The organism is Carnobacterium mobile DSM 4848 (assembly GCF_000744825.1).
GTDB classification, from domain to species: Bacteria; Bacillota; Bacilli; order Lactobacillales; family Carnobacteriaceae; genus Carnobacterium_A; species Carnobacterium_A mobile.
Genome location: NZ_JQMR01000001.1, coordinates 838,379 through 857,719, shown reverse-complemented (window position 1 = coordinate 857,719; position 19,341 = coordinate 838,379). Strand labels below are relative to the sequence as shown.

The window sequence follows — 19,341 nt, the reverse complement described above, 5'->3', positions numbered from 1 at the left end:
TCAGTGATGAGTTATCAAACATTTGCTCAAATTTATGATGCGATCATGGATGAAACACTTTACGAACGTTGGGGGAACTTTGTTGACCAAGAACTTCAAAATAAGAAGCAAACCGTACTAGAATTAGCTTGCGGAACTGGAGCATTAGCCATAATGTTAAAGAAACGCGGTTATGCTGTGACAGGACTGGACTTATCAGCTAACATGTTGAGTCTAGCTAATGAACGAGCATGGTCTGAAGGCCTACAATTGCCGCTTATTGAAGGGGATATGTTAGATTTATCAGAAGTGGGGAAATACGATGCAGTAACTTGTTTTTCTGATTCTATTTGTTATATGCCGCATAAAGAAGCTGTTTTATCAGTTTTTAAAGAAGTGTATCAAACGTTGAATGATTCTGGTATGTTTCTGTTTGATGTGCATTCTCTTTATCAGATAGATGAAGTTTTTCCAGGATACATGTACAATGACCAATCAGAAGACATCAGTTTTTTGTGGAAAAGCTATAGCGGAGACAGCGAGCATTCTATCGAACATGATTTAACTTTTTTTGTGTATGAAGAAGAATCGGACAAGTATGAGCGTTTTGATGAAACGCACAAAGAACGTACTTATCCATTAGCAGTTTACTATGATATGCTGCAACAGGCAGGTTTTACTTCAATAAAAACAAGTGCTGAATTTGGTGAGACAGAAGTAAAAGATGACTCTTCCCGTTGGTTTTTTGTGTGTAAAAAATAATAACGTGTAAATCAAACGGATGAATGAACACAATAAAAACAGGAGAATCGAAATGGATTTTTCTGTTTTTTTCTCCTGAAAAGGGAATGAATTTATAAAAAGGAGGTGCGGTATGTTAACAAGAGCTTATCAATTACTTCATGAAATCTATGGCTTTAATGAATTCCGTCATGGTCAATCAGAAGTGATTGAGAAGATTTTGAATGGGCAAGATGCGTTAGCTATCATGCCTACAGGCGGCGGCAAGTCGCTTTGTTATCAAATTCCAGCATTGGTTTTTGATGGAGTAACCATTGTAATTTCTCCTTTGATCTCTTTGATGAAAGACCAGGTAGATGCTTTAACGGAATTAGGTATTTCAGCGACTTACCTAAACAGTACGCTTTCTTCAGTAGAAATGAATGAACGACTGAAGGATGCCAGTAATGGAAAATATAAACTAGTTTATGTCGCACCGGAACGTTTTCAAACTGAAGAAATTTATTATTTGATGAAGTCAGTAAAAATCTCAATGATTGCGATTGATGAAGCGCACTGTATTTCACAATGGGGGCATGATTTTAGGCCCAGTTATCTGTCTTTATGCGAGACCATTCAACGATCAGTTTATCGACCGACTATTCTTGCTTTAACTGCCACTGCTACGCCTCTTGTTTCGGATGATATTCTAGAATTATTAGGAATAGAAGAGAAAAACCGGGTAAATACAGGCTTTGTCCGTGATAATTTAGCTTTTCAAGTCGTTAAGGGACAAGAGCGGAATCGCTACTTATTAGATTATTTAACAATCAATAAAGGACAATCAGGAATTATTTATGCCAGCACCCGCAAAGAAGTTGAACGCATTTACGAATTGTTAACCTCTCATCATATTCTTGCAGGAAAATATCATGGCGGCATGAAAGAAGAAGAAAGAAGCGATTGGCAAGAGAAATTTCTTTATGATGAAGTTGCAGTTATGGTAGCTACAAATGCTTTCGGAATGGGGATCGATAAAAGCAATGTGCGTTTTGTGATCCATTACCAAATCCCAAAAAATATTGAAGCGTATTATCAAGAAGCCGGTCGTGCTGGTCGTGATGGACTCCCTAGCGATACAATATTACTGTTTTCACCACAAGATATGCAGATTCAACATTACTTTATCGAACAATCTGCAATGGATGAAGAACATAAAAAAATGGAGTATGCCAAGCTAAGAGAGATGGCACAGTATGGATCAACGCAAATGTGTCTACAGTGCTATATTGTGCATTATTTTGGAGACCAATGCGAAGAATGCGGACAGTGCAGTAATTGCTTAGATGAACGAGAAGCGATTGATATTACAACAGAGACACAAAAGGTTTTGTCGTGTGTTAAAAGGATGGGAGAAACATTTGGAAAGTCAATGGTTATGAAAGTTTTGACGGGTTCAAAAGATCAAAAAATCAAGCAATGGAATTTTGATCAACTTTCGACGTATGGTTTAATGAAAGGAACGGCCCAAAAAGAGGTTACTCAATTGATCGACTATTTGACTGCTGAAAAGTATTTAGCTCCGACTGATGGACAATATCCTCTGTTGAAATTAACTGAAAAAGGCGTAACTATCTTGAAAGGGGAAAGCAGGGTTACCCGAAAACAAGCACAACAAGCGCACAAATTAGCTATTGATGATGTCTTGTTCGATCGATTAAGAGAGATTCGTAAGGAGTTAGCCAGTGTTCAAAAAGTTCCGCCTTATGTTATTTTTTCAGATGAAACGCTAAAACAGATGTGCCAATTCTTACCACAAACAGAAAATGAACTATTGAAAATCAAAGGTGTGGGGGAAAATAAGCTGGAAAAATATGGTGCTGTATTTCTCGAAGAATTAAAAAATAGTAAAGTAACTAGTTAAATAAAGCGAGGGTAAAAATGAAAAGTTGCGGTGTAATCGTAGAGTATAATCCATTTCATAATGGACATCTTTATCATTTACAGCAGGCAAAGAAGATAACAGGAGCAGATGTGATCATTGCTGTTATGAGCGGTAATTTTTTGCAACGCGGAGAACCGGCAATTGTAGATAAGTGGACAAGAGCCCAAATGGCTTTATCTGGAGGAGCAGATCTGATCATTGAATTGCCAACTGCTTTTTGTATTCAACCTGCTGATTATTTTGCAAAAGGCGGAATTTCATTATTGCAAGCCATAGGATGTGACCAGTTATGCTTCGGAGTTGAAAGCGGCGAAGCTGAAGACTTTCAAAAATTAGCTGAATGTTTAGCTGATGAAACAGCAGAGATTGAAAAGCGATTTAAAGAGGTAAGAAACAACGGTATGACTTATGCAGCTCAAATGCAACAGATAATTGCTGACTTATTTCCCTCAAAAAATCTTGATTTAAGTATGCCGAACTCCATACTGGGTTTAGCTTATGCTAAAGAAAACGTAAAATATGCTAATCCAATGGTTTTGCATACTGTCAAAAGGTCAGGATCCGGCTATCATGAACAAGAGTTCATGCCTCAAGAAAAAATGGCTAGTGCAACAGCTATTCGGAAAACATTAAGAGAAGATACGGATCTTTTGCATGCATTGAATAGATTAAAAGAGGTTATACCTGAGACAACTGCCAAAGCATTAGACGACGCGGAGTTGGTGAGTTGGGAAACGTTTTGGCCTTATCTAAAATATCAGCTAACCATACAATCGGTCGTGGAGTTAAGGACGATCTATCAAATGAACGAAGGAATCGAATACCGGTTAAAAGAAAAAAGCAAAGAAGCAAAAAATTTCGATCATTTTATTTCATTAGTTAAAAATAAACGGTATACTTGGGTTAGATTGCAACGCTTGTGCCTTTATATTTTATTGAATGTAAAGACAGAAGAAATGATGGAAGAATTGCAATCTCCTAAAGCTGTTCACATCTTAGGCTTTAATAAAAAAGGACAAGCTTTTTTAAATCACATGAAAAAAGAGAGTAATCTGCCCTTACTTAATAATATACAGCAAAAAAATTCATCCTTATGGCAATTTGATATTAAAGCTGGCGAAGTTTATAATTTAGGCTTTTCTGCTTTAGCAAAGCCGCAAGACTTTCGTAGACAGCCTCTCAGACAAAAATAAAATTCATTCGTTTTTTTGTGAAAACGCTAATGAAAACTAGATGTTTAGGTTTTTAGGTGTAAGGTAAAATACGTTGACAAAGGTACAAGAGACTAGTATAATTACCTTTGTTGCTTTAGGAGTGATGTAAAATGAAATGGTCATTAGACGAATTGCAAAAGTACCGCTTTGAACCGCTTATTTTTTCTGAAACAGTGGATTTAAAAGAATCATTGATGAAGAGAGAAAAAGAAATATTAGACGTTTCCACCATTCATTTGGAAGGAAAGCTGAGTGTTCAAGAATTTGACATCTTGCTTCATATGGTTGTTTCATTAGATGTGACACTACCTTCTGCAAGATCATTAGAACCAGTATCAGTACCTCTATCACTAGTGGTAGATGAGATTTATGTTCCAAAACATGTAGCAGATTATACAATTGAAGAAGAAGATGGAACAGTGATTTATCTAGATAAAGATCTGATTGATTTATCTGAAGCAATTGAAGATGCTATCTTGTTGAATCTTCCAATGCAAGTATTTACTGAAGAAGAAGAAAAAGAACATAAGATGCCGAGTGGAAATGACTGGGTTGTGGTATCTGAAGAAGATTATCTTTCAGAAAAAACAGCACAAGAATCAAACAAGGTCGATCCTCGTTTTGCTGGTTTGAAAGATTTGTTTAAAGACGAATCAAATGATGAGGAGCAAGATTAGAAAACATAGCTTCTTTTCTAAGTAAACAAATTAGAAATAGAAGGAATCTTTAAGGAGGTGTAGAGAATGGCAGTACCAAAAAGAAGAACATCAAAAAGCAAGAAAAACAGACGTCGTACGCATTTTAAATTAGAAGTACCTGGTATGAACGCATGTCCAAACTGTGGCGAATTGAAAAAAAGCCATCACGTTTGTGCAGCATGTGGACATTATGACGGTAAAGAAGTAGTTAGCAAAGAAGCTTAAAGCAGCTGATTTACTTCATCCTGAGATAATAATCTAAAACTTCTTTGAGACCATGGCTCAAAGAAGTTTTTTTATATCGAGTAGGGTATTATAGTTTTTCTGCATTCAATGTCTAGCTTTCAAACCTTGCCTCCTCGTAAATCAGATAAATAAAGTAGGACCTAAAGTCTCGCTATGTGAGTTTTATACTATTCGACGTAACTAGCTAAAGCTGGAAGTCTCCTATTTTATGGGGTCAAGGCGGGCTTGCCCGCTTTTTTAAAATCAAAGATAAAATTATTAACTAGCTAAAAGGATTCCAACTATTTAAATAGTTGGAATCCTTTTTTTTTTGAGAAATTTAATCAAAAACAGGAAGTTTGAAATTAAAGATGAAAGGCTTTATGCTTAAATTAGGCGATAAATAGTTTCGTAAATTTTAAGACAGAGGAGCTGAAGGAAAATGAAAGAAAACAGATCTAAGGGCTTCAGAAGGTATCTAGTGGAGGGTGAAGAAGCCGGTTTTAATATCTCTTGGTCTGCTGTTTTTGCAGGAGTTGTGACATTTTCAGCTAGTTTGTTTACGCTTTCTTTAATTGGATCAGCTATTGGTTTTGGAACAGTCGAGCCTACATCTAATAACCCATTAGACGGGGTTGGAACAGGCTTAATCATTTGGACGATCATCGCATTTTTACTTTCCTTGATAGCTGCTGGATTTATAGCAGGAGTAACTTCACGTCGCGTCGGAGTAGTCCATGGTTTTCTAACTTGGGCAACAAGTGTATTGGTATTATTGATCATGCTTTCATATTTGACTGCCGGTGTATTTTCAGCTGTAGGCTCAGCTTTAGGTAGTGTATTCTCAGTAACTGGAAAGGGAGTAGCTACTGTTGCTTCCAGCGCAAGTGATGTCGTTTCAAGTAGTTTTGACAAAATCGTTGATAATGTAGGCGAAGTTGATACTAACGAAATGGAAAGCCAAGTTAATGATGTATTGAAAGATACAGATATCCCAGAATTACAACCAGATTACCTCAATGATCAGTTGAGTGCAGCAACAGAGGAAATTGTTCAAGCAGGAAAAGAGTTAGCAGTGAATCCTGAAAATTCAGATGAAATTATTTCTTCTACAACAGAATCTTTAAAAAATAGATCACAAAAAATTACAGATTCTGTTGACAAAGATGCTATCGCTAATGCTGTAGAGTCGAATACGGATTTAAACGAAGAAGAAGCTAAAAAGGCAACGGATAATATCTATAATGCTGCACAGTCTGCTTCTAAAGAAGCAGAAACAAAATTAAACCAAGCTTCTCAAAGTATCGAAGAAGCGCAGCAGAAAATCGATCAAACCATTGAAGAAGCTAGAGTAAAAGCAGAAGAAGCGTCAAATGCTACAGCAAAAGCTTCTATTTGGGGATTTGTTGCTTTGCTATTAGGCATGATCGTAACTTCTCTAGCTGGATTATGGGGATCGAATTTTGTGAGAAAACGTAATGAAGAAAAAATGTAAATCAATTGAATGCAATGCATGGTTAAAGTTCGATATAAGTAAAAATATAGAAAAACTATTTGTTATCTTATATAAGGGATGATGAAATTAAGGAAGAGCCTCTCTCGAAGCAGGGGGCTCTTTTTACTTTCTTTTTAAAAATCGGAAGGCGGCTCTTCATTTTGTTCTTTATAAATATTGTAAATCTGTGTCAGAATCATAGGGTTTTTAACGGTAGTATCTAGAAAATGGAGAATAGCATCAATTACTTTTGTGTCATGGTTTGCTTCTATTAAGTCTTGTATTTTGTAATTATACTCGTATAAATTATCCAACATATGATGATAGTCATCAATGAAGTCTCTAAATTTTTCCCAATCTTTTAAGGACGTTTTAGTAACGCTGTTTTTTGATGAAGATTTAAAAGATATTCTTCTTTGGTCAGCGATAAATGTTGAGCTGTTTCTTCAATATCTTGACGGTCTTTTTCTGTAAAATTGATGTCCATAACTAAATACCTACCTATTCTTTAAGATTTGTTAATTACTTCACATTAACCCATAAACTCTGTTACTCATTTTCTGGATGAGAAACAACTGGAATTAGTTTGGAAACTGGTTTAAGTTGCCTCTTATACCAATTTTTTGTAATAGCGGTGCCACTAGTTAACATAATAAAACTCTTCTGAAAAAATACAAGCCGGAACTAAAAAAAATTATTTTTTTTAATGACTGGTCTTCTTAAGCCATTAATTGAAATTGTTAGGTTGTCGAAGAAAAAAGAAAATAGCCTTTTCTATTCTCCCCCTTACTTTTTTTACTGTTTTCATCGACTTAATGGTATACAAAACGTTAAAATTAAGTTAAATTAAATAAGGAATTAACTGAAAAAAGTGAGAAAATATATTAAAATGTTACTTATGATAAAAATATCATTCATGCAGAGCTGCATGTGGAAAGGAAGGGCTGTCTTGGCTGCGTCTACTTTTACCTTTGCTACTAGTGTTCTTTATTTATTGCCAATTGTAATCTTGTTGTTATTTAACAAAAGCATCAATCGGCACTTTAGAAAACAACAATTAGAAATCAAATTACCAGATTTAATGGTACCTTATTTAATGCTTGGGATTCAAATCTTGAGCAAACAGACATTTAACTTCTCAATCTTTCCTTATTTTTTGATTTTTATTTTTAGTTTAGGCATGATCATCTTAGTGATTCTGGCTTATAAAAAAGGCGAAATTATTTACAAGCGTTTTTTTAAAACATATTGGAGATTTATTTTTTTATCTTCTATACTGACCTATTATTTTTTAGTAAGTGCGAATATTTTTAGTTTGGTTATAGCTTAATTTTTTAGCAGCAAGATGACAGTTTCTCTGACATCTTGCTATTTTTTTGTGTCTTTTTTTGGGAGCAGTCCCCACTCTGCTTTCTTCTTTTAATAGGCATAAAACGTACTGGTATTCAGCATGTATTTAATAATTTATTTTTTTGTGGAATCTTTCGATTAATTGTGGTGGAAAGTGGGGCATTGTGGTAGACTGAAAATGTCTACTAAAAGTGGGGAGGAGTATAGCTATGCTGATGGGCGAATACAAGCACAATATTGATGCAAAAGGTCGTCTAATTATGCCGGCTAAATTTCGCAGCGACTTAGGTGCGAAGTTTATCTTGACCCGTGGCTTAGATGGCTGCTTATTCGGATACCCCGAAGAAGAATGGGCTATACTCGAAGAAAAGTTGAAAAAACTTCCTCTGGCGAAAAAAGAAGCACGTGCTTTTACTAGATTCTTTTATTCAGCAGCAACAGAATGCGAACTAGATAAGCAGGGAAGAATCAATATCCCGCAAACATTGAGAGAACATGCAAAATTAGAAAAAACGTGTCACATTGTTGGAGTATCAGATCGAATTGAAATATGGAGCGAATCGAAATGGAATGAATTTTCATCAGAAGCAGAAGAGTCATTTGATGAAATAGCTGAAAATATGATTGATTTTGGTTTTTAATTAAAAAGTAACACACGGAATTTGAATAAAGGTGGGATGAGAATGGCGGAATTTAATCACAAAACAGTCTTGCTTCATGAAACAGTCGATAATCTGTCTATCCTTCCAGATGGCATCTATGTTGATTGTACATTAGGAGGGGCAGGGCATAGCGAATACTTACTTTCACAATTAAATGAAAAAGGACATCTTTATGCATTTGATCAAGACGAAAGAGCAATTGAAAATGCTAAAGTACGTTTAGCTGCTTACGTGGAAAAGGGAATGGTAACATTTATCAAATCAAATTTTCGCTTTATTAAAGAAGAGCTAAATGAACAAGGTATTTTTGAGGTAGATGGTATTTTGTATGACTTAGGAGTGTCCTCACCACAGCTGGATGAAGCGGAACGGGGTTTTAGTTATCATCAAGATGCTCCGCTTGACATGCGTATGGATACGGATGCACCTTTAACGGCTAAAGAGGTAATCAATTCTTGGTCGTATCAAGATTTAGTTCGAATTTTTTATCGTTATGGAGAAGAAAAATTTTCAAAAAGTATTGCCCGTAAAATAGAAGCTGCTCGCGAATTAAAGACAATTGAAACGACGAATGAATTAGTTGATATCATTAAAGAGGGTATTCCTGCTCCAGCTAGGAGAAAAGGCGGACATCCGGCAAAACGTGTGTTTCAAGCTGTTCGGATTGCTGTGAACGACGAACTGTCTGCTGTAGAAGATTCTTTAGAAGCTGCTATCAGTTTATTGAAAGTCGGGGGAAGAATAAGTGCTATAACTTTCCATTCATTGGAAGATCGTATTGTAAAGTCGATTTTTCGAGAACATGCACAAGGTCCAGAATTGCCGCCAGGATTGCCGGTTATCCCTGATGACTATTTACCCGAATTGAAACTGATCACGCGAAAACCCATTGTACCTAATGAAGAAGAATTAGACATCAATAATCGTGCTCGAAGTGCGAAGCTGAGAGTCGCAGAAAAACAAAGAAAATAAAAACTTGTAGAGTAAGGTTAGAAAGGAAGTTATCTAAATGCCGTTGAATAACAACTTAGCTAGAAATCTAGAAGTGGAACTGCCGCTACAATCGCCAGTTGCTGTGCCGAAAGAAACACCTATACATACCCCTCTTCCCAGAAAGTCTGGAATAACTAAAGTTGAAAAACTACTTTGTGGTGCATTGTTGTCTATTGTATTTGCGTTAATTGCAATAAGTATCTCGCTGGAAATAAGTATTGCCAGCACAAACCGTGCATTACAAGACACGAACTCTTCTATTGCAACGATTACTACTATAAATGACAATTTGGAACAGGAAGTTCAAGAATTATCTCGTTATGATCGTGTTTATAAAATTGCGAATAGCCAAGGGTTAAAAATGAATGAAGCAAATGTAAGGAATGTTACTAAATGACAAATAAAAACCCTTTAAAAAACAGAAAAAAAATAGCAATCTTGCTTTTTTTTGGTACCTTGTTTTTATTTTTGGTATTTGTAGGACGTTTTACTTATATCATGGTAAGAGGAGAAATTAACGGGGAAAACTTGTCTCAAAATGTTAATAACCTTTATACAAGAAGTAGCGTACTAGAAGCAAACAGAGGAGCCATTTATGATGTAGGCGGAAATCCGATTGCTGTGGATGCTACTTCTTATTCATTAATCGCAGTTTTAACAGATAAATGGTCAAATAACCCTAAAGATCCTCAATATGTGGTAGATAAACAAAAAACAGCTGCTGCTTTAGCAAAGCATATTGCCATGAGCGAGGCGGACATCTTAAAAAGGCTGAATCAAAAAGATCTAGCACAAGTAGAGTTTGGTTCGGCTGGGAAAAAATTATCTTACGATATAAAAACAGCTATTGAAGAAGAAAAATTACCGGGTATTATCTTTGAAGAAACGCCTACTCGTCTTTATCCAAATGGTATTTTTGCTTCACATCTAGTAGGATATGCGGAACTGCCAACGGATAAAGATGGAGAAACTAAAGAAACGACATCCCGTACTGATTTAAAAGGATTAATGGGTGTGGAACAAGCTTATAATGATGTGTTAACGGGTACAGATGGATCAATGAAATACCAAAAAGATAGTTTTGGTTATGTTTTGCCTAATTCTTCTGTTGAAACTACAGAACCGGTAGATGGAAAAGATATTTATCTGACGCTTGATAAAAGAATGCAAGTGTATTTGGAAAGTGTTATGACTGAAGTAAATGAAAAATACAAGCCGGTAGAGATGACTGCAACTTTAATGAATCCGGAAACTGGGGCAATTATTGCTGCTTCACAACGACCGTCTTTTAATGGAACTACAAAAGATGGAATTGGCGACTTATGGCAAAACTTGTTAGTTGAAAATACTTTTGAGCCAGGTTCAACCATGAAAGTTTTAACGCTGGCTGCTGCCATCAATGAGGGCGTATTTAACCCAAACGAAACCTATATGTCGGGCTCAAAAAAAGTAGAAGGCGGGATAGTAACCGACCATAATGTAAATGGATGGGGACAAATCAGCTTTTTAGAAGGTCTCGAGCGTTCGAGTAACGTAGGATTCGTTAACCTAATGGAAAAAATGGGAGAAGATGATTGGAAGAAGTATATGGATGAATTTGGAATCGGGAAAACAACTAATTCAGGTCTTCCAAATGAACAAGAAGGATCTAATCCATATAAATGGCCTTTGGAAAAAGCGAACACTTCCTTTGGACAAGGAGTAACAGTTACCGTTTTTCAAATGATGCAGGCTTACTCTGCTATCGCGAATGAAGGCAAAATGATGAAGCCGCAATACATCAGCAAAATCGTCGATCCGACAACTGGAGATGAGACAGTTATCAAACCAGAAGTGGTCAATGAACCTATTTCTAAGGAAACGGCCGACCAAGCATTGAATTATTTAAAAGAAGTCGTTTATAGCAAAAATGGTACTGGTCAAGGCTACCAGATTGATGGTTATGAGATTGCTGCAAAAACGGGGACTGCGCAAATTGTCAATCCTGAAAGTAAAAAATACTATAGCGGAGGAAATAATTATATCTTCTCTGTAGTAGGAATGGCACCGGCTGATGATCCAAAAGTTGTTTTATACGTGACCGTACAGCAGCCAACTATAACTGATCCTTCCTTGGTGGGTGGCGATGTAGTGCAAGCTATTTTTAATCCGGTTATGAAACGGGCGCTTGAATATCAACATTTAACTGATGAATCTGAATCAGAGGATACAAACCAAGTAGAAATGCCAAAAGTAACAGGTGTATCTAAAGAAGAAGCGTTAAAACAATTAGAAGAGACTAAGTTAGATGTGACCGTTATTGGAAATGGTGATACAATAGTACAACAATTACCGCTTCCTGATAAAATGACTATTAAAAATCAGCGGATTATGTTAATGACAAATGGGGCAATGACGATGCCTGATATGACAGGATGGTCAAAAAACGATGCATTGAAAGTAGCTGAAATTACAGGGATTGAATTTACATTTAATGGAGAAGGTTATGTCGTTGATCAGAGTTTGGCCCCACAAGCTAATATGCAAAGTGAAGAAAAAATTGATGTGACATTAGCCTCTCCTCAAGAATAGAAAAGGTGGAAAACATGAAAGCAACTGAATTAATCGCACCACTTATTGTAAAAAGTACTTCATTGCCGATTCCACAAGAATTGACAATTAGTAAAGTGACACAAGATACACGAGAAATAGAACCAGACTCTGCCTTTATCTGTATAGCAGGTGCTATTCGTAATGGACATGACCTAGCGGGAGAAGCCGTTGAAAAGGGAGCAGTACTGGTTATTGCAAGTGAAAAAATCGAAGTAGCTATACCTGTAGTCTATGTTTCAAATACGGAAAAAGCGATGGCTGTATTGGCAAGTCATTTTTATCAACAGCCAAGTCAAGAACTGCGTGTAATAGGAGTTACAGGAACAAATGGAAAAACAACGGTTACTCACTTATTAGACCAAATTTTTCGAGATCATCAAGAAACGACAGGAGTCATTGGAACCATGTACCGTCGTATAGGCGACAAAATACATGAAACAAAAAATACGACTCCAGATAGTCTTACATTACAAAAAACATTAAGAGAAATGAAAAAAGCCGGAGTCACTACTTGTTCAATGGAAGTATCCTCACATGCATTAGTACAGGGACGTGTTTGGGGAACAGATTTCGATATCGCTGTTTTCACCAACTTAAGCCAAGATCATTTAGAATATCATCATACAATGGAAGAATATGCACACGCTAAAGAATTATTGTTTTCACAATTAGGCAATGGTTATCAAGCTGAAGAACCTAAATATGCCGTTTTAAATTTTGATGACCCAGTTGGCAGAAGTTATCAAAATAAGACAGCGGCTCAGGTTTATTCTTATGGTATTGATCAACCAGCAGATTTTAGAGCGTCTGATTTAAAAATAACCAATAAAGGCACTAGTTTTACATTGGTTTTTAAAGAAGAAGAATATCCAGTCCAAATGAAAATGATTGGGAAGTTTAATGTTTCAAATTCTTTAGCAGCTATTGCCGCTGCTTATGCTTCAGGATTGGCATTGCCAAGTATCCTCACTTCTATAGCAAAAATCGAAGGGGTCAGAGGAAGATTTGAAGTAGTGCAGGGAGAACAAGACTTTGCTATCATTGTGGATTATGCTCATACTCCTGATGGCCTGTTAAATGTTTTGAACGCTGTGAATGAAATAAAAGAGGGAGAGGTTTACTGTGTAGTAGGTTGCGGCGGAGACCGTGATCGGACTAAACGCCCCATTATGGCTGACGTAGCTTATACGCATGCAGATCATGCTATCTTTACATCGGATAATCCGCGTACTGAAGATCCGCAGGCTATTCTAAATGAAATGGTAGTTGACTTGGAAGAAGGTACATATCAAATGATACCGGATCGCAGAGTTGCCATTCAGACTGCTGTTGAACAGGCAACCAGCAAAGATATTATTATCATTGCGGGTAAAGGACATGAAGATTATCAAATCATAGGAACAGAAAAGCATCATTTTGATGATGTAGAAGAAGCCAGACAAGCGGTTAAATTAAAAAACAAAGAATTTTAGGAGCGATTAAACATGCATTGGACAGAAATGTTATTGCCATGGGTCAGTAGTTTTGCTTTGACTATCATGGCAATGCCAATTGTCATTGGCTACTTTAGAACAAAACAATTAGGACAAACAACAAGAGATGAAGGACCAAAATGGCATGAGGTTAAATCAGGTACGCCTACGATGGGAGGAGTCGTTTTTCTCATTGCAACAGCTATCTCTAGCATTTGGACAGGGATATGGCAACAAAGTTTCACTGTCAGTTTAGGTTTATTGCTGTTTATCACATTGCTTTATGGAATACTCGGTTTTTTAGATGATTTTATTAAGATTTTTAAAAAACGTAATTTAGGTTTAACGTCTAAACAAAAATTAATTGGACAACTAGTTGGCGGCGTTCTATTTTTTATTGTGTATCTAATGAACGGATTTTCAACTGACTTAGCTCTTCCTTTCTTTGGAAATGTTCACTTTGGCTGGTTGTATGGAATCTTTCTACTGTTTTGGCTGGTTGGTTTTTCTAATGCCGTTAACTTAACGGATGGCTTGGATGGACTAGTGGCTGGGACAGCGACAATTGCCTATAGTGCTTACGCTATTATTGCTTGGCAACAAGGCCAAACAGATGTATTGATTTTTTGTTTAACCGTCAGCGGCGGATTGGTTGGGTTCTTCTTTTTTAATAAAAAACCAGCAAAAATCTTTATGGGGGATGTTGGCTCATTAGCTTTAGGTGGCGGGTTAGCTGCTACCTCTATTTTATTGAAGCAAGAATGGTCTTTGCTGTTGATTGGGCTTATCTTCGTAATCGAAACAGCAAGTGTCATGATTCAAGTGACATCCTTTAAACTAACTGGAAAACGGGTTTTCAAAATGAGTCCTATTCACCATCATTTCGAAATGAGTGGTTGGAGTGAATGGCGGGTAGTAGGAACGTTTTGGTTTATCGGTTTGATTACAGCTAGTTTATGTTTATGGATAATTCTTTAGATAAAAATAGGTAAGAGGAAATGGCTAATTAGCTAGTTATTGCCGCTTTTCTTAGTTTGAAAATAGTCCAGTTAGAAAGAGGTTTAGCAATGAAGAAAATTAAACGTTATGAAAATACAAAAGTTTTAGTTTTAGGTTTGGCTTTAAGCGGTGTTAATGCTGCCAAATTGCTTCATTCATTAGGTGCTTTAGTAACAGTGAATGATTACAAAAGCTTTGATGAAAATCCGGAGGCTCAAGAATTATTAGAATCCGGCATTCGTGTAGTAACTGGCGGACATCCTGTTGAACTATTAGATGAGGATTTTGAATGGATCGTTAAGAATCCGGGAATTATGTATAATAATCCTATCATTGTTCGTGCGTTGGAAAAACAAATACCTGTTATTACAGAAGTAGAACTAGCTTATGAAGTTGCTGAGAGCATGCTGATTGGTGTAACGGGAACTAATGGGAAAACGACGACAACTACCATGATAGCTGAGTTGTTGAATATGAACCGGGAAAATGGCCATGCCTATGTAGCAGGCAATATTGGGACTCCAGCCAGTCTAGTAGCGCAACAGGCAACAGTTGACGATGAAACCATAATGGAGCTTTCTAGTTTTCAATTGATGGGAATCACAGAAATGAAACCTCATATTGCAGTTATTACGAATATTTATTCTGCTCATTTGGATTACCATGGAACAAGAGAAGAATATGTCGCAGCCAAAATGCGAATCACTGAAAACCAAACTGCTGCTGACTACCTAGTTGTTAATTGGGATCAACCAGAACTGAGAGAATTGGCTAAAAGTAGTCAAGCTCAAATTATTCCGTTTTCTCGACTTGAACGCGTAAACAATGGGGTGTATTTAGAAAATGAAGTGATTTTTTACCGAGATGAGCCTGTGATGAACACAGCCTCTATTTTAGTTCCAGGAGATCACAATGTTGAAAATGCAATGGCTGCTATAGCAGTCGCTAAATTGCTCAACCAAGAAAATGGAGCCATACGTGAATGCCTGCAACAATTTTCTGGAGTAAAACATCGGACTCAATTTGTGAGAGAATACCAGCAAAGACGTTTCTATAATGATTCAAAAGCAACAAATAATTTAGCAACAAAGAACGCTTTAAAGGGTTTTGATGTTCCGGTTATTCTGCTAGCGGGCGGTTTAGATCGCGGAAACGATTTTGATGAGTTGATACCCGAATTAAAAAGAGTTAAAGCGTTAGTTTTGTTTGGCGAAACAGCTGCAAAATTGGCAGAAACAGGAAAAAAAGCGGGTGTCCAACAAATCGAATTCGTGCAAAACGTAGAAGCAGCTGTTCCGGTCGCTTTTGAAATAAGCGAGCCAGGAGAAGTGATTCTGTTATCGCCTGCTTGTGCAAGCTGGGATCAATACCGAAGTTTTGAAGTTCGGGGCGATGCCTTTATTCAATCGATTAGTCAGTTAATTGCTAAAGAAGAAGAGGAGGAGTAGGCCCACAAAATGGCCTTACATAAAAATGAAAATTTTATTATCCGGCGGCGGCACAGGAGGGCATATCTATCCAGCCTTAGCCCTGATTAGAAGACTGCAAGCTCTAGATCCTTCTGTTGAGATTCTTTATATAGGAACTGAAAAAGGATTAGAAAGTCGAATTGTTCGAAATGCAGGTATTGCGTTTGAATCTGTTGAAATACAAGGTTTTAAACGTTCGCTTTCGATCAGTAATGTTAAAACAATTCAGTTATTTATTAAAAGCATACAAAAATCTAAAAAAATCGTTAAAGCATTTCAGCCTGATGTTGTTATCGGCACTGGCGGCTATGTTTGTGCTCCAGTTGTTTATGCCGCATCAAAACTAGGTATACCAACTATCATTCATGAACAAAACAGCGTGGCAGGCGTAACCAATAAATTCTTAGCACGTTATGTAACAAAAATAGCGGTTTGCTTTGAAGAAGCGCGTGCAGAATTTGGAAAATATGCTGAAAAAGTTGTGTACACCGGAAACCCGAGAGCACAAGAAGTTGTAGGAATAAAACCTTCTGCTATTTTGGAAGAATATCAGTTAGATGCTATTCGACCTACAGTCTTGATTTTTGGCGGAAGCCGAGGAGCGAGAAGCCTAAACGAGGCTTTTTTAGAAGCTTTGCCCATATTAGCGACTAAAGATTACCAATTGTTATTTGCTACAGGTGAAATTCATTATGAAAAAATTAAAGAGCAAGTACAGACTCATTTAGCAAAAACACATTCAATAGCAGTTGTGCCCTATATCGAAAATATGCCTGAAGTTTTTGCAAATGTAGAATTAGTTGTTTCAAGAAGTGGAGCAACTACATTAGCCGAATTAACCGCTTTAGGATTGCCAAGCATTTTAATTCCAAGCCCTTATGTAACCAATGACCACCAAACCAGAAATGCTGAAAGTCTTACTAAACGTGGTGCAGCGAAAATGATTGCTGAAAAAGAATTAAATGGAGTCAGTTTAACGCAAGCGATTGATGAATTGATGCTGCATGAAGATGTTCGTAAAGCGATGGCGGCTGAAGCCAAAAAATTAGGATTGCCAAAAGCAGCGGATCATCTTATTCAAATTATGCAAGAAATTACTCATTAATAACAGTACGAGGAGGATTAGCGCATGGCAGATGAACGGAAAACCTTTAATAAGAAGAAAAAATTGCCTGCGCAATTATCTTCTGTTGGAAAAGAAAACGAATCTTTAAAGAAAAACAACTACAAAAGAGCGGGACAATCCGAAGGAAAAGATTATTCTTTGGAAGATAAACTTCCAAAATTAAAAGAGAAGCGACGAAAAAAGATGTATCGCCGCTTGGTTTCGCTACTTTTTTTATTTTCATTTGCAATTTTGATAGTCGTGTATTTTATTACACCTTTAAGTAAAGTTGACCAAGTTTCTGTTTCGGGAACCAAAGAAGTTACCGATCAAGCTGTTATTGATGCCAGTCAGATACGTTCTGGAGATTCATTATGGGAAACTTTTTTTTCGAGAAATAAAATAGAAACAACTGTAAAAAAACAATTGCCTCAAGTGAAATCAATGAAACTAAAATTTAATAGCATAAATTCTTACGAATTAGTGGTTTCAGAATATAAGACCGTAGCCTACTTGGAAAAAGGGGACGAGTACTACAATATTCTTTCAAATGGAAAAATTGTAAACGAAAGTAGAAAAATATCCATTGGCAATCCGCCAATTTTCGTTAATTTTAAAGAAGGAAAAGCACTCAATAAGATGCTGGAACAATATCAAGTGTTGAACGAGAACATTCATAACAGTATCTCTGAAATTGAATATACCCCGAGCAAAACAGATGATTATTTAATCACACTTTATATGAATGATGGCAATCAAGTAGTGGCTTCCATTCTGTCTTTTGCGGAAAAAATGGTCTATTACCCTGATATAGTGGAAAAAATAGGGGAAGAAAAAGGGGTTATCAATATTGAAGTAGGTATTTATTTCATGCCTTTTGAATCAGAATCTCCAAAAGAAAATACAGAATCAGCAAATAATAAAGAATAATATCAAAACTAAGAAATAAAAAGCCCGATAATAATAGAGAAATTCTATTAAAAGCTTCGTAAATTGAGAACTGATATGGTAAAATTAAACATGTCTATGGTAAAGAAGAAGGACAAATATAAAATTTAAACTGAAAATGAAGCATAAGGAGGTTTCAATGAATGAGAAATACAGGAATGTACGTAAGTCTGGATATTGGAACCACTTCAATAAAAGTAGTTGTTGCTGAATTTATTAATGGTGAAATGAATATTATTGGAGTAGGAAATGAAAAATCAGAAGGCCTGAGTCGCGGCATTATAATAGATATTGACAAAACAGTTGACTCAATCAATAAAGCCATTAAACAAGCTGAACAAAAGGCAAACGTGGACATCCGTAATGTTGTTGTGGGTATTCCAAGCAACAATATTGAAATAGAACCGTGCCATGGCATGATTGCTGTCGCAGGAGACAACCATGAAATCACTGAAGAAGATGTAGAAAGTGTTCTAGCAGCTGCTATGGTAAAATCGGTACCGCCTGAACGTGAAATCCTTGCTGTTTTCCCGGAAGAATTCTTAGTAGATGGATTCGATGGAATAAAAGATCCACGGGGGATGATCGGTGTTCGATTAGAAATGCACGCAACGATGATCACTGGGCCGAAAACCATTCTTCATAATACAAAAAGATGTGTTGAAAAAGCAGGATTGCATATTCAAGATATCGTTCTCCAGCCGTTAGCAGCAAGCAGCATAGCGATGACAGACGGAGAACGCGATTTCGGCACTATTTTAATTGATATGGGAGGCGGTCAAACCACCGTATCGGTTATGCACGATAATCAATTGAAATTTGCATATGTTAATCAAGAAGGCGGAGAATATGTAACAAAAGATATTTCTGTTGTTTTAAATACGTCACTTGAAAGTGCTGAAAGAATCAAACGCGATTATGGATATGCTTTGCCAGAAGAAACTTCTCCGGATGAAGAGTTTCCAGTAGATGTTGTTGGACAAAGCAAGCCTATAAAAGTAGACGAACAATACCTATCAGAAATTATCGAAGCCCGCTTAGTTCAAATTTTTGAAAAAATAAAAAAAGAATTAGATTTTATTGAAGCTCGTGACTTGCCAGGAGGCATTATATTGACAGGCGGAGCTGCCGCATTACCGGGAGTCGTTGATTTAGCAGAAGATATCTTTGAAATCAATGTTAAACTATATATTCCTGATCAAATGGGGATGCGGTACCCAACTTTTACAACAGGTATTGGATTAGTTCATTATGAAGCACATTTAGATGAAATCAACCAAATTGTAAAAGGACATTCTGTTACTAAAAACCAGCAGATTGAAGCTGGTTCGGCTCATGATTCGCATCTAACAGATTTAGATTATGATAAAAATCAAGTTGAAGCAGCGGATGAACCAAAGAAAACAGCCAAAAGAAAAGAAGATACATTCTCATACAAAGCCAAAAGCTTCTTTTCTAATTTTTTCGATTAATAC

General features: G+C 36.5%; 19 protein-coding genes. 17 read left to right on the top strand and 2 right to left on the bottom strand.

Annotated features, from left to right (window positions below; genetic code table 11):
• The first annotated feature begins 6 nt into the window (after positions 1-6).
• The 6 genes from BR87_RS03875 to BR87_RS03850 all read left to right on the top strand — a co-directional run bounded on the left by BR87_RS03875 (position 7) and on the right by BR87_RS03850 (position 6,276).
• Positions 7-741 carry a class I SAM-dependent DNA methyltransferase gene (locus BR87_RS03875; protein WP_035028919.1) on the top strand — a complete coding sequence of 245 codons (735 nt, stop codon included), beginning with the start codon at positions 7-9 and terminating at the stop codon, positions 739-741.
• 112 nt (positions 742-853) lie between these two features.
• The gene (recQ, locus tag BR87_RS03870) at positions 854-2,623 is read left to right on the top strand and encodes a DNA helicase RecQ (RefSeq protein WP_035028916.1); all 1,770 of its coding nucleotides are present in this window, start codon (positions 854-856) and stop codon (positions 2,621-2,623) included.
• A 17-nt stretch (positions 2,624-2,640) separates the two neighbouring features.
• Entirely contained in the window at positions 2,641-3,837 is a 1,197-nt protein-coding gene (locus BR87_RS03865; RefSeq protein ID WP_035028912.1) for a nucleotidyltransferase, read from the top strand.
• A gap of 131 nt (positions 3,838-3,968) precedes the next feature.
• Complete coding sequence (locus BR87_RS03860; protein ID WP_035028909.1) at positions 3,969-4,535, top strand: YceD family protein; 567 nt, start codon at positions 3,969-3,971, stop codon at positions 4,533-4,535.
• 66 nt (positions 4,536-4,601) lie between these two features.
• On the top strand, positions 4,602-4,781 hold the full coding sequence (rpmF, locus tag BR87_RS03855) for a 50S ribosomal protein L32 (RefSeq protein ID WP_035028906.1): 180 nt from the start codon (positions 4,602-4,604) through the stop codon (positions 4,779-4,781).
• 442 nt (positions 4,782-5,223) lie between these two features.
• Positions 5,224-6,276 carry a hypothetical protein gene (locus BR87_RS03850; protein WP_035028904.1) on the top strand — a complete coding sequence of 351 codons (1,053 nt, stop codon included), beginning with the start codon at positions 5,224-5,226 and terminating at the stop codon, positions 6,274-6,276.
• A 134-nt stretch (positions 6,277-6,410) separates the two neighbouring features.
• Here the strand turns inward: BR87_RS03850 and BR87_RS03845 are convergent, their stop codons facing one another.
• Together BR87_RS03845 and BR87_RS13465 are read right to left on the bottom strand one after the other, a co-directional pair.
• Entirely contained in the window at positions 6,411-6,593 is a 183-nt protein-coding gene (locus tag BR87_RS03845; RefSeq protein WP_035028901.1) for a hypothetical protein, read from the bottom strand.
• Positions 6,594-6,637: 44 nt separating this feature from the next.
• Complete coding sequence (locus tag BR87_RS13465; RefSeq protein ID WP_280511569.1) at positions 6,638-6,763, bottom strand: hypothetical protein; 126 nt, start codon at positions 6,761-6,763, stop codon at positions 6,638-6,640.
• 462 nt (positions 6,764-7,225) lie between these two features.
• On the opposite strand from BR87_RS13465, the gene BR87_RS03840 reads away from it, so the two are divergent.
• From BR87_RS03840 to ftsA, 11 genes are all read left to right on the top strand, one after another.
• Positions 7,226-7,606 (top strand): DUF3397 domain-containing protein, encoded by a 381-nt coding sequence (locus tag BR87_RS03840; protein WP_244877025.1) that lies wholly within the window; start codon positions 7,226-7,228, stop codon positions 7,604-7,606.
• A gap of 229 nt (positions 7,607-7,835) precedes the next feature.
• Entirely contained in the window at positions 7,836-8,267 is a 432-nt protein-coding gene (mraZ, locus tag BR87_RS03835; RefSeq protein ID WP_035028896.1) for a division/cell wall cluster transcriptional repressor MraZ, read from the top strand.
• Between the two features lie 42 nt (positions 8,268-8,309).
• The gene (gene rsmH / locus BR87_RS03830; RefSeq protein ID WP_035028893.1) at positions 8,310-9,260 is read left to right on the top strand and encodes a 16S rRNA (cytosine(1402)-N(4))-methyltransferase RsmH; all 951 of its coding nucleotides are present in this window, start codon (positions 8,310-8,312) and stop codon (positions 9,258-9,260) included.
• 37 nt (positions 9,261-9,297) lie between these two features.
• Positions 9,298-9,678 carry a cell division protein FtsL gene (gene ftsL / locus BR87_RS03825; RefSeq protein WP_035028890.1) on the top strand — a complete coding sequence of 127 codons (381 nt, stop codon included), beginning with the start codon at positions 9,298-9,300 and terminating at the stop codon, positions 9,676-9,678.
• Positions 9,675-11,852: a penicillin-binding protein gene (locus tag BR87_RS03820; RefSeq protein WP_035028887.1), complete on the top strand. Its 2,178-nt coding sequence runs from the start codon at positions 9,675-9,677 to the stop codon at positions 11,850-11,852. The genes ftsL and BR87_RS03820 overlap by 4 nt, the downstream gene beginning before the upstream one ends.
• 14 nt (positions 11,853-11,866) lie before the next feature.
• Positions 11,867-13,345 (top strand): UDP-N-acetylmuramoyl-L-alanyl-D-glutamate--2,6-diaminopimelate ligase, encoded by a 1,479-nt coding sequence (locus BR87_RS03815; protein WP_035028885.1) that lies wholly within the window; start codon positions 11,867-11,869, stop codon positions 13,343-13,345.
• 12 nt (positions 13,346-13,357) lie between these two features.
• A complete protein-coding gene (mraY, locus tag BR87_RS03810) occupies positions 13,358-14,323 on the top strand; it encodes a phospho-N-acetylmuramoyl-pentapeptide-transferase (RefSeq protein WP_035028881.1) in 966 nt (321 codons plus the stop codon).
• 89 nt (positions 14,324-14,412) lie between these two features.
• On the top strand, positions 14,413-15,792 hold the full coding sequence (gene murD, locus BR87_RS03805; RefSeq protein WP_035028879.1) for a UDP-N-acetylmuramoyl-L-alanine--D-glutamate ligase: 1,380 nt from the start codon (positions 14,413-14,415) through the stop codon (positions 15,790-15,792).
• Between the two features lie 25 nt (positions 15,793-15,817).
• Complete coding sequence (gene murG, locus BR87_RS03800; RefSeq protein WP_035028877.1) at positions 15,818-16,918, top strand: undecaprenyldiphospho-muramoylpentapeptide beta-N-acetylglucosaminyltransferase; 1,101 nt, start codon at positions 15,818-15,820, stop codon at positions 16,916-16,918.
• Between the two features lie 24 nt (positions 16,919-16,942).
• Entirely contained in the window at positions 16,943-17,848 is a 906-nt protein-coding gene (locus BR87_RS03795; RefSeq protein WP_084683559.1) for a cell division protein FtsQ/DivIB, read from the top strand.
• Between the two features lie 161 nt (positions 17,849-18,009).
• Positions 18,010-19,338, top strand: coding sequence for a cell division protein FtsA (gene ftsA, locus BR87_RS03790; RefSeq protein ID WP_035028875.1), 1,329 nt, complete (start codon positions 18,010-18,012; stop codon positions 19,336-19,338).
• Positions 19,339-19,341: the final 3 nt, after the last annotated feature.

Coding starts and splice junctions, on each gene's coding strand:
- BR87_RS03865 (WP_035028912.1), top strand. CDS start 2,641: ATGAAAAGTTGCGGTGTAATCGTAGAGTATAATCCATTTCATAATGGA.
- BR87_RS03875 (WP_035028919.1), top strand. CDS start 7: ATGAGTTATCAAACATTTGCTCAAATTTATGATGCGATCATGGATGAA.
- BR87_RS03815 (WP_035028885.1), top strand. CDS start 11,867: ATGAAAGCAACTGAATTAATCGCACCACTTATTGTAAAAAGTACTTCA.
- BR87_RS03845 (WP_035028901.1), bottom strand. CDS start 6,593: ATGTTGGATAATTTATACGAGTATAATTACAAAATACAAGACTTAATA.
- BR87_RS03860 (WP_035028909.1), top strand. CDS start 3,969: ATGAAATGGTCATTAGACGAATTGCAAAAGTACCGCTTTGAACCGCTT.
- recQ (WP_035028916.1), top strand. CDS start 854: ATGTTAACAAGAGCTTATCAATTACTTCATGAAATCTATGGCTTTAAT.
- ftsA (WP_035028875.1), top strand. CDS start 18,010: ATGAGAAATACAGGAATGTACGTAAGTCTGGATATTGGAACCACTTCA.
- rpmF (WP_035028906.1), top strand. CDS start 4,602: ATGGCAGTACCAAAAAGAAGAACATCAAAAAGCAAGAAAAACAGACGT.
- BR87_RS13465 (WP_280511569.1), bottom strand. CDS start 6,763: ATGGACATCAATTTTACAGAAAAAGACCGTCAAGATATTGAAGAAACA.
- mraZ (WP_035028896.1), top strand. CDS start 7,836: ATGCTGATGGGCGAATACAAGCACAATATTGATGCAAAAGGTCGTCTA.
- BR87_RS03850 (WP_035028904.1), top strand. CDS start 5,224: ATGAAAGAAAACAGATCTAAGGGCTTCAGAAGGTATCTAGTGGAGGGT.
- mraY (WP_035028881.1), top strand. CDS start 13,358: ATGCATTGGACAGAAATGTTATTGCCATGGGTCAGTAGTTTTGCTTTG.
- murG (WP_035028877.1), top strand. CDS start 15,818: ATGAAAATTTTATTATCCGGCGGCGGCACAGGAGGGCATATCTATCCA.
- BR87_RS03820 (WP_035028887.1), top strand. CDS start 9,675: ATGACAAATAAAAACCCTTTAAAAAACAGAAAAAAAATAGCAATCTTG.
- ftsL (WP_035028890.1), top strand. CDS start 9,298: ATGCCGTTGAATAACAACTTAGCTAGAAATCTAGAAGTGGAACTGCCG.
- BR87_RS03795 (WP_084683559.1), top strand. CDS start 16,943: ATGGCAGATGAACGGAAAACCTTTAATAAGAAGAAAAAATTGCCTGCG.
- murD (WP_035028879.1), top strand. CDS start 14,413: ATGAAGAAAATTAAACGTTATGAAAATACAAAAGTTTTAGTTTTAGGT.
- rsmH (WP_035028893.1), top strand. CDS start 8,310: ATGGCGGAATTTAATCACAAAACAGTCTTGCTTCATGAAACAGTCGAT.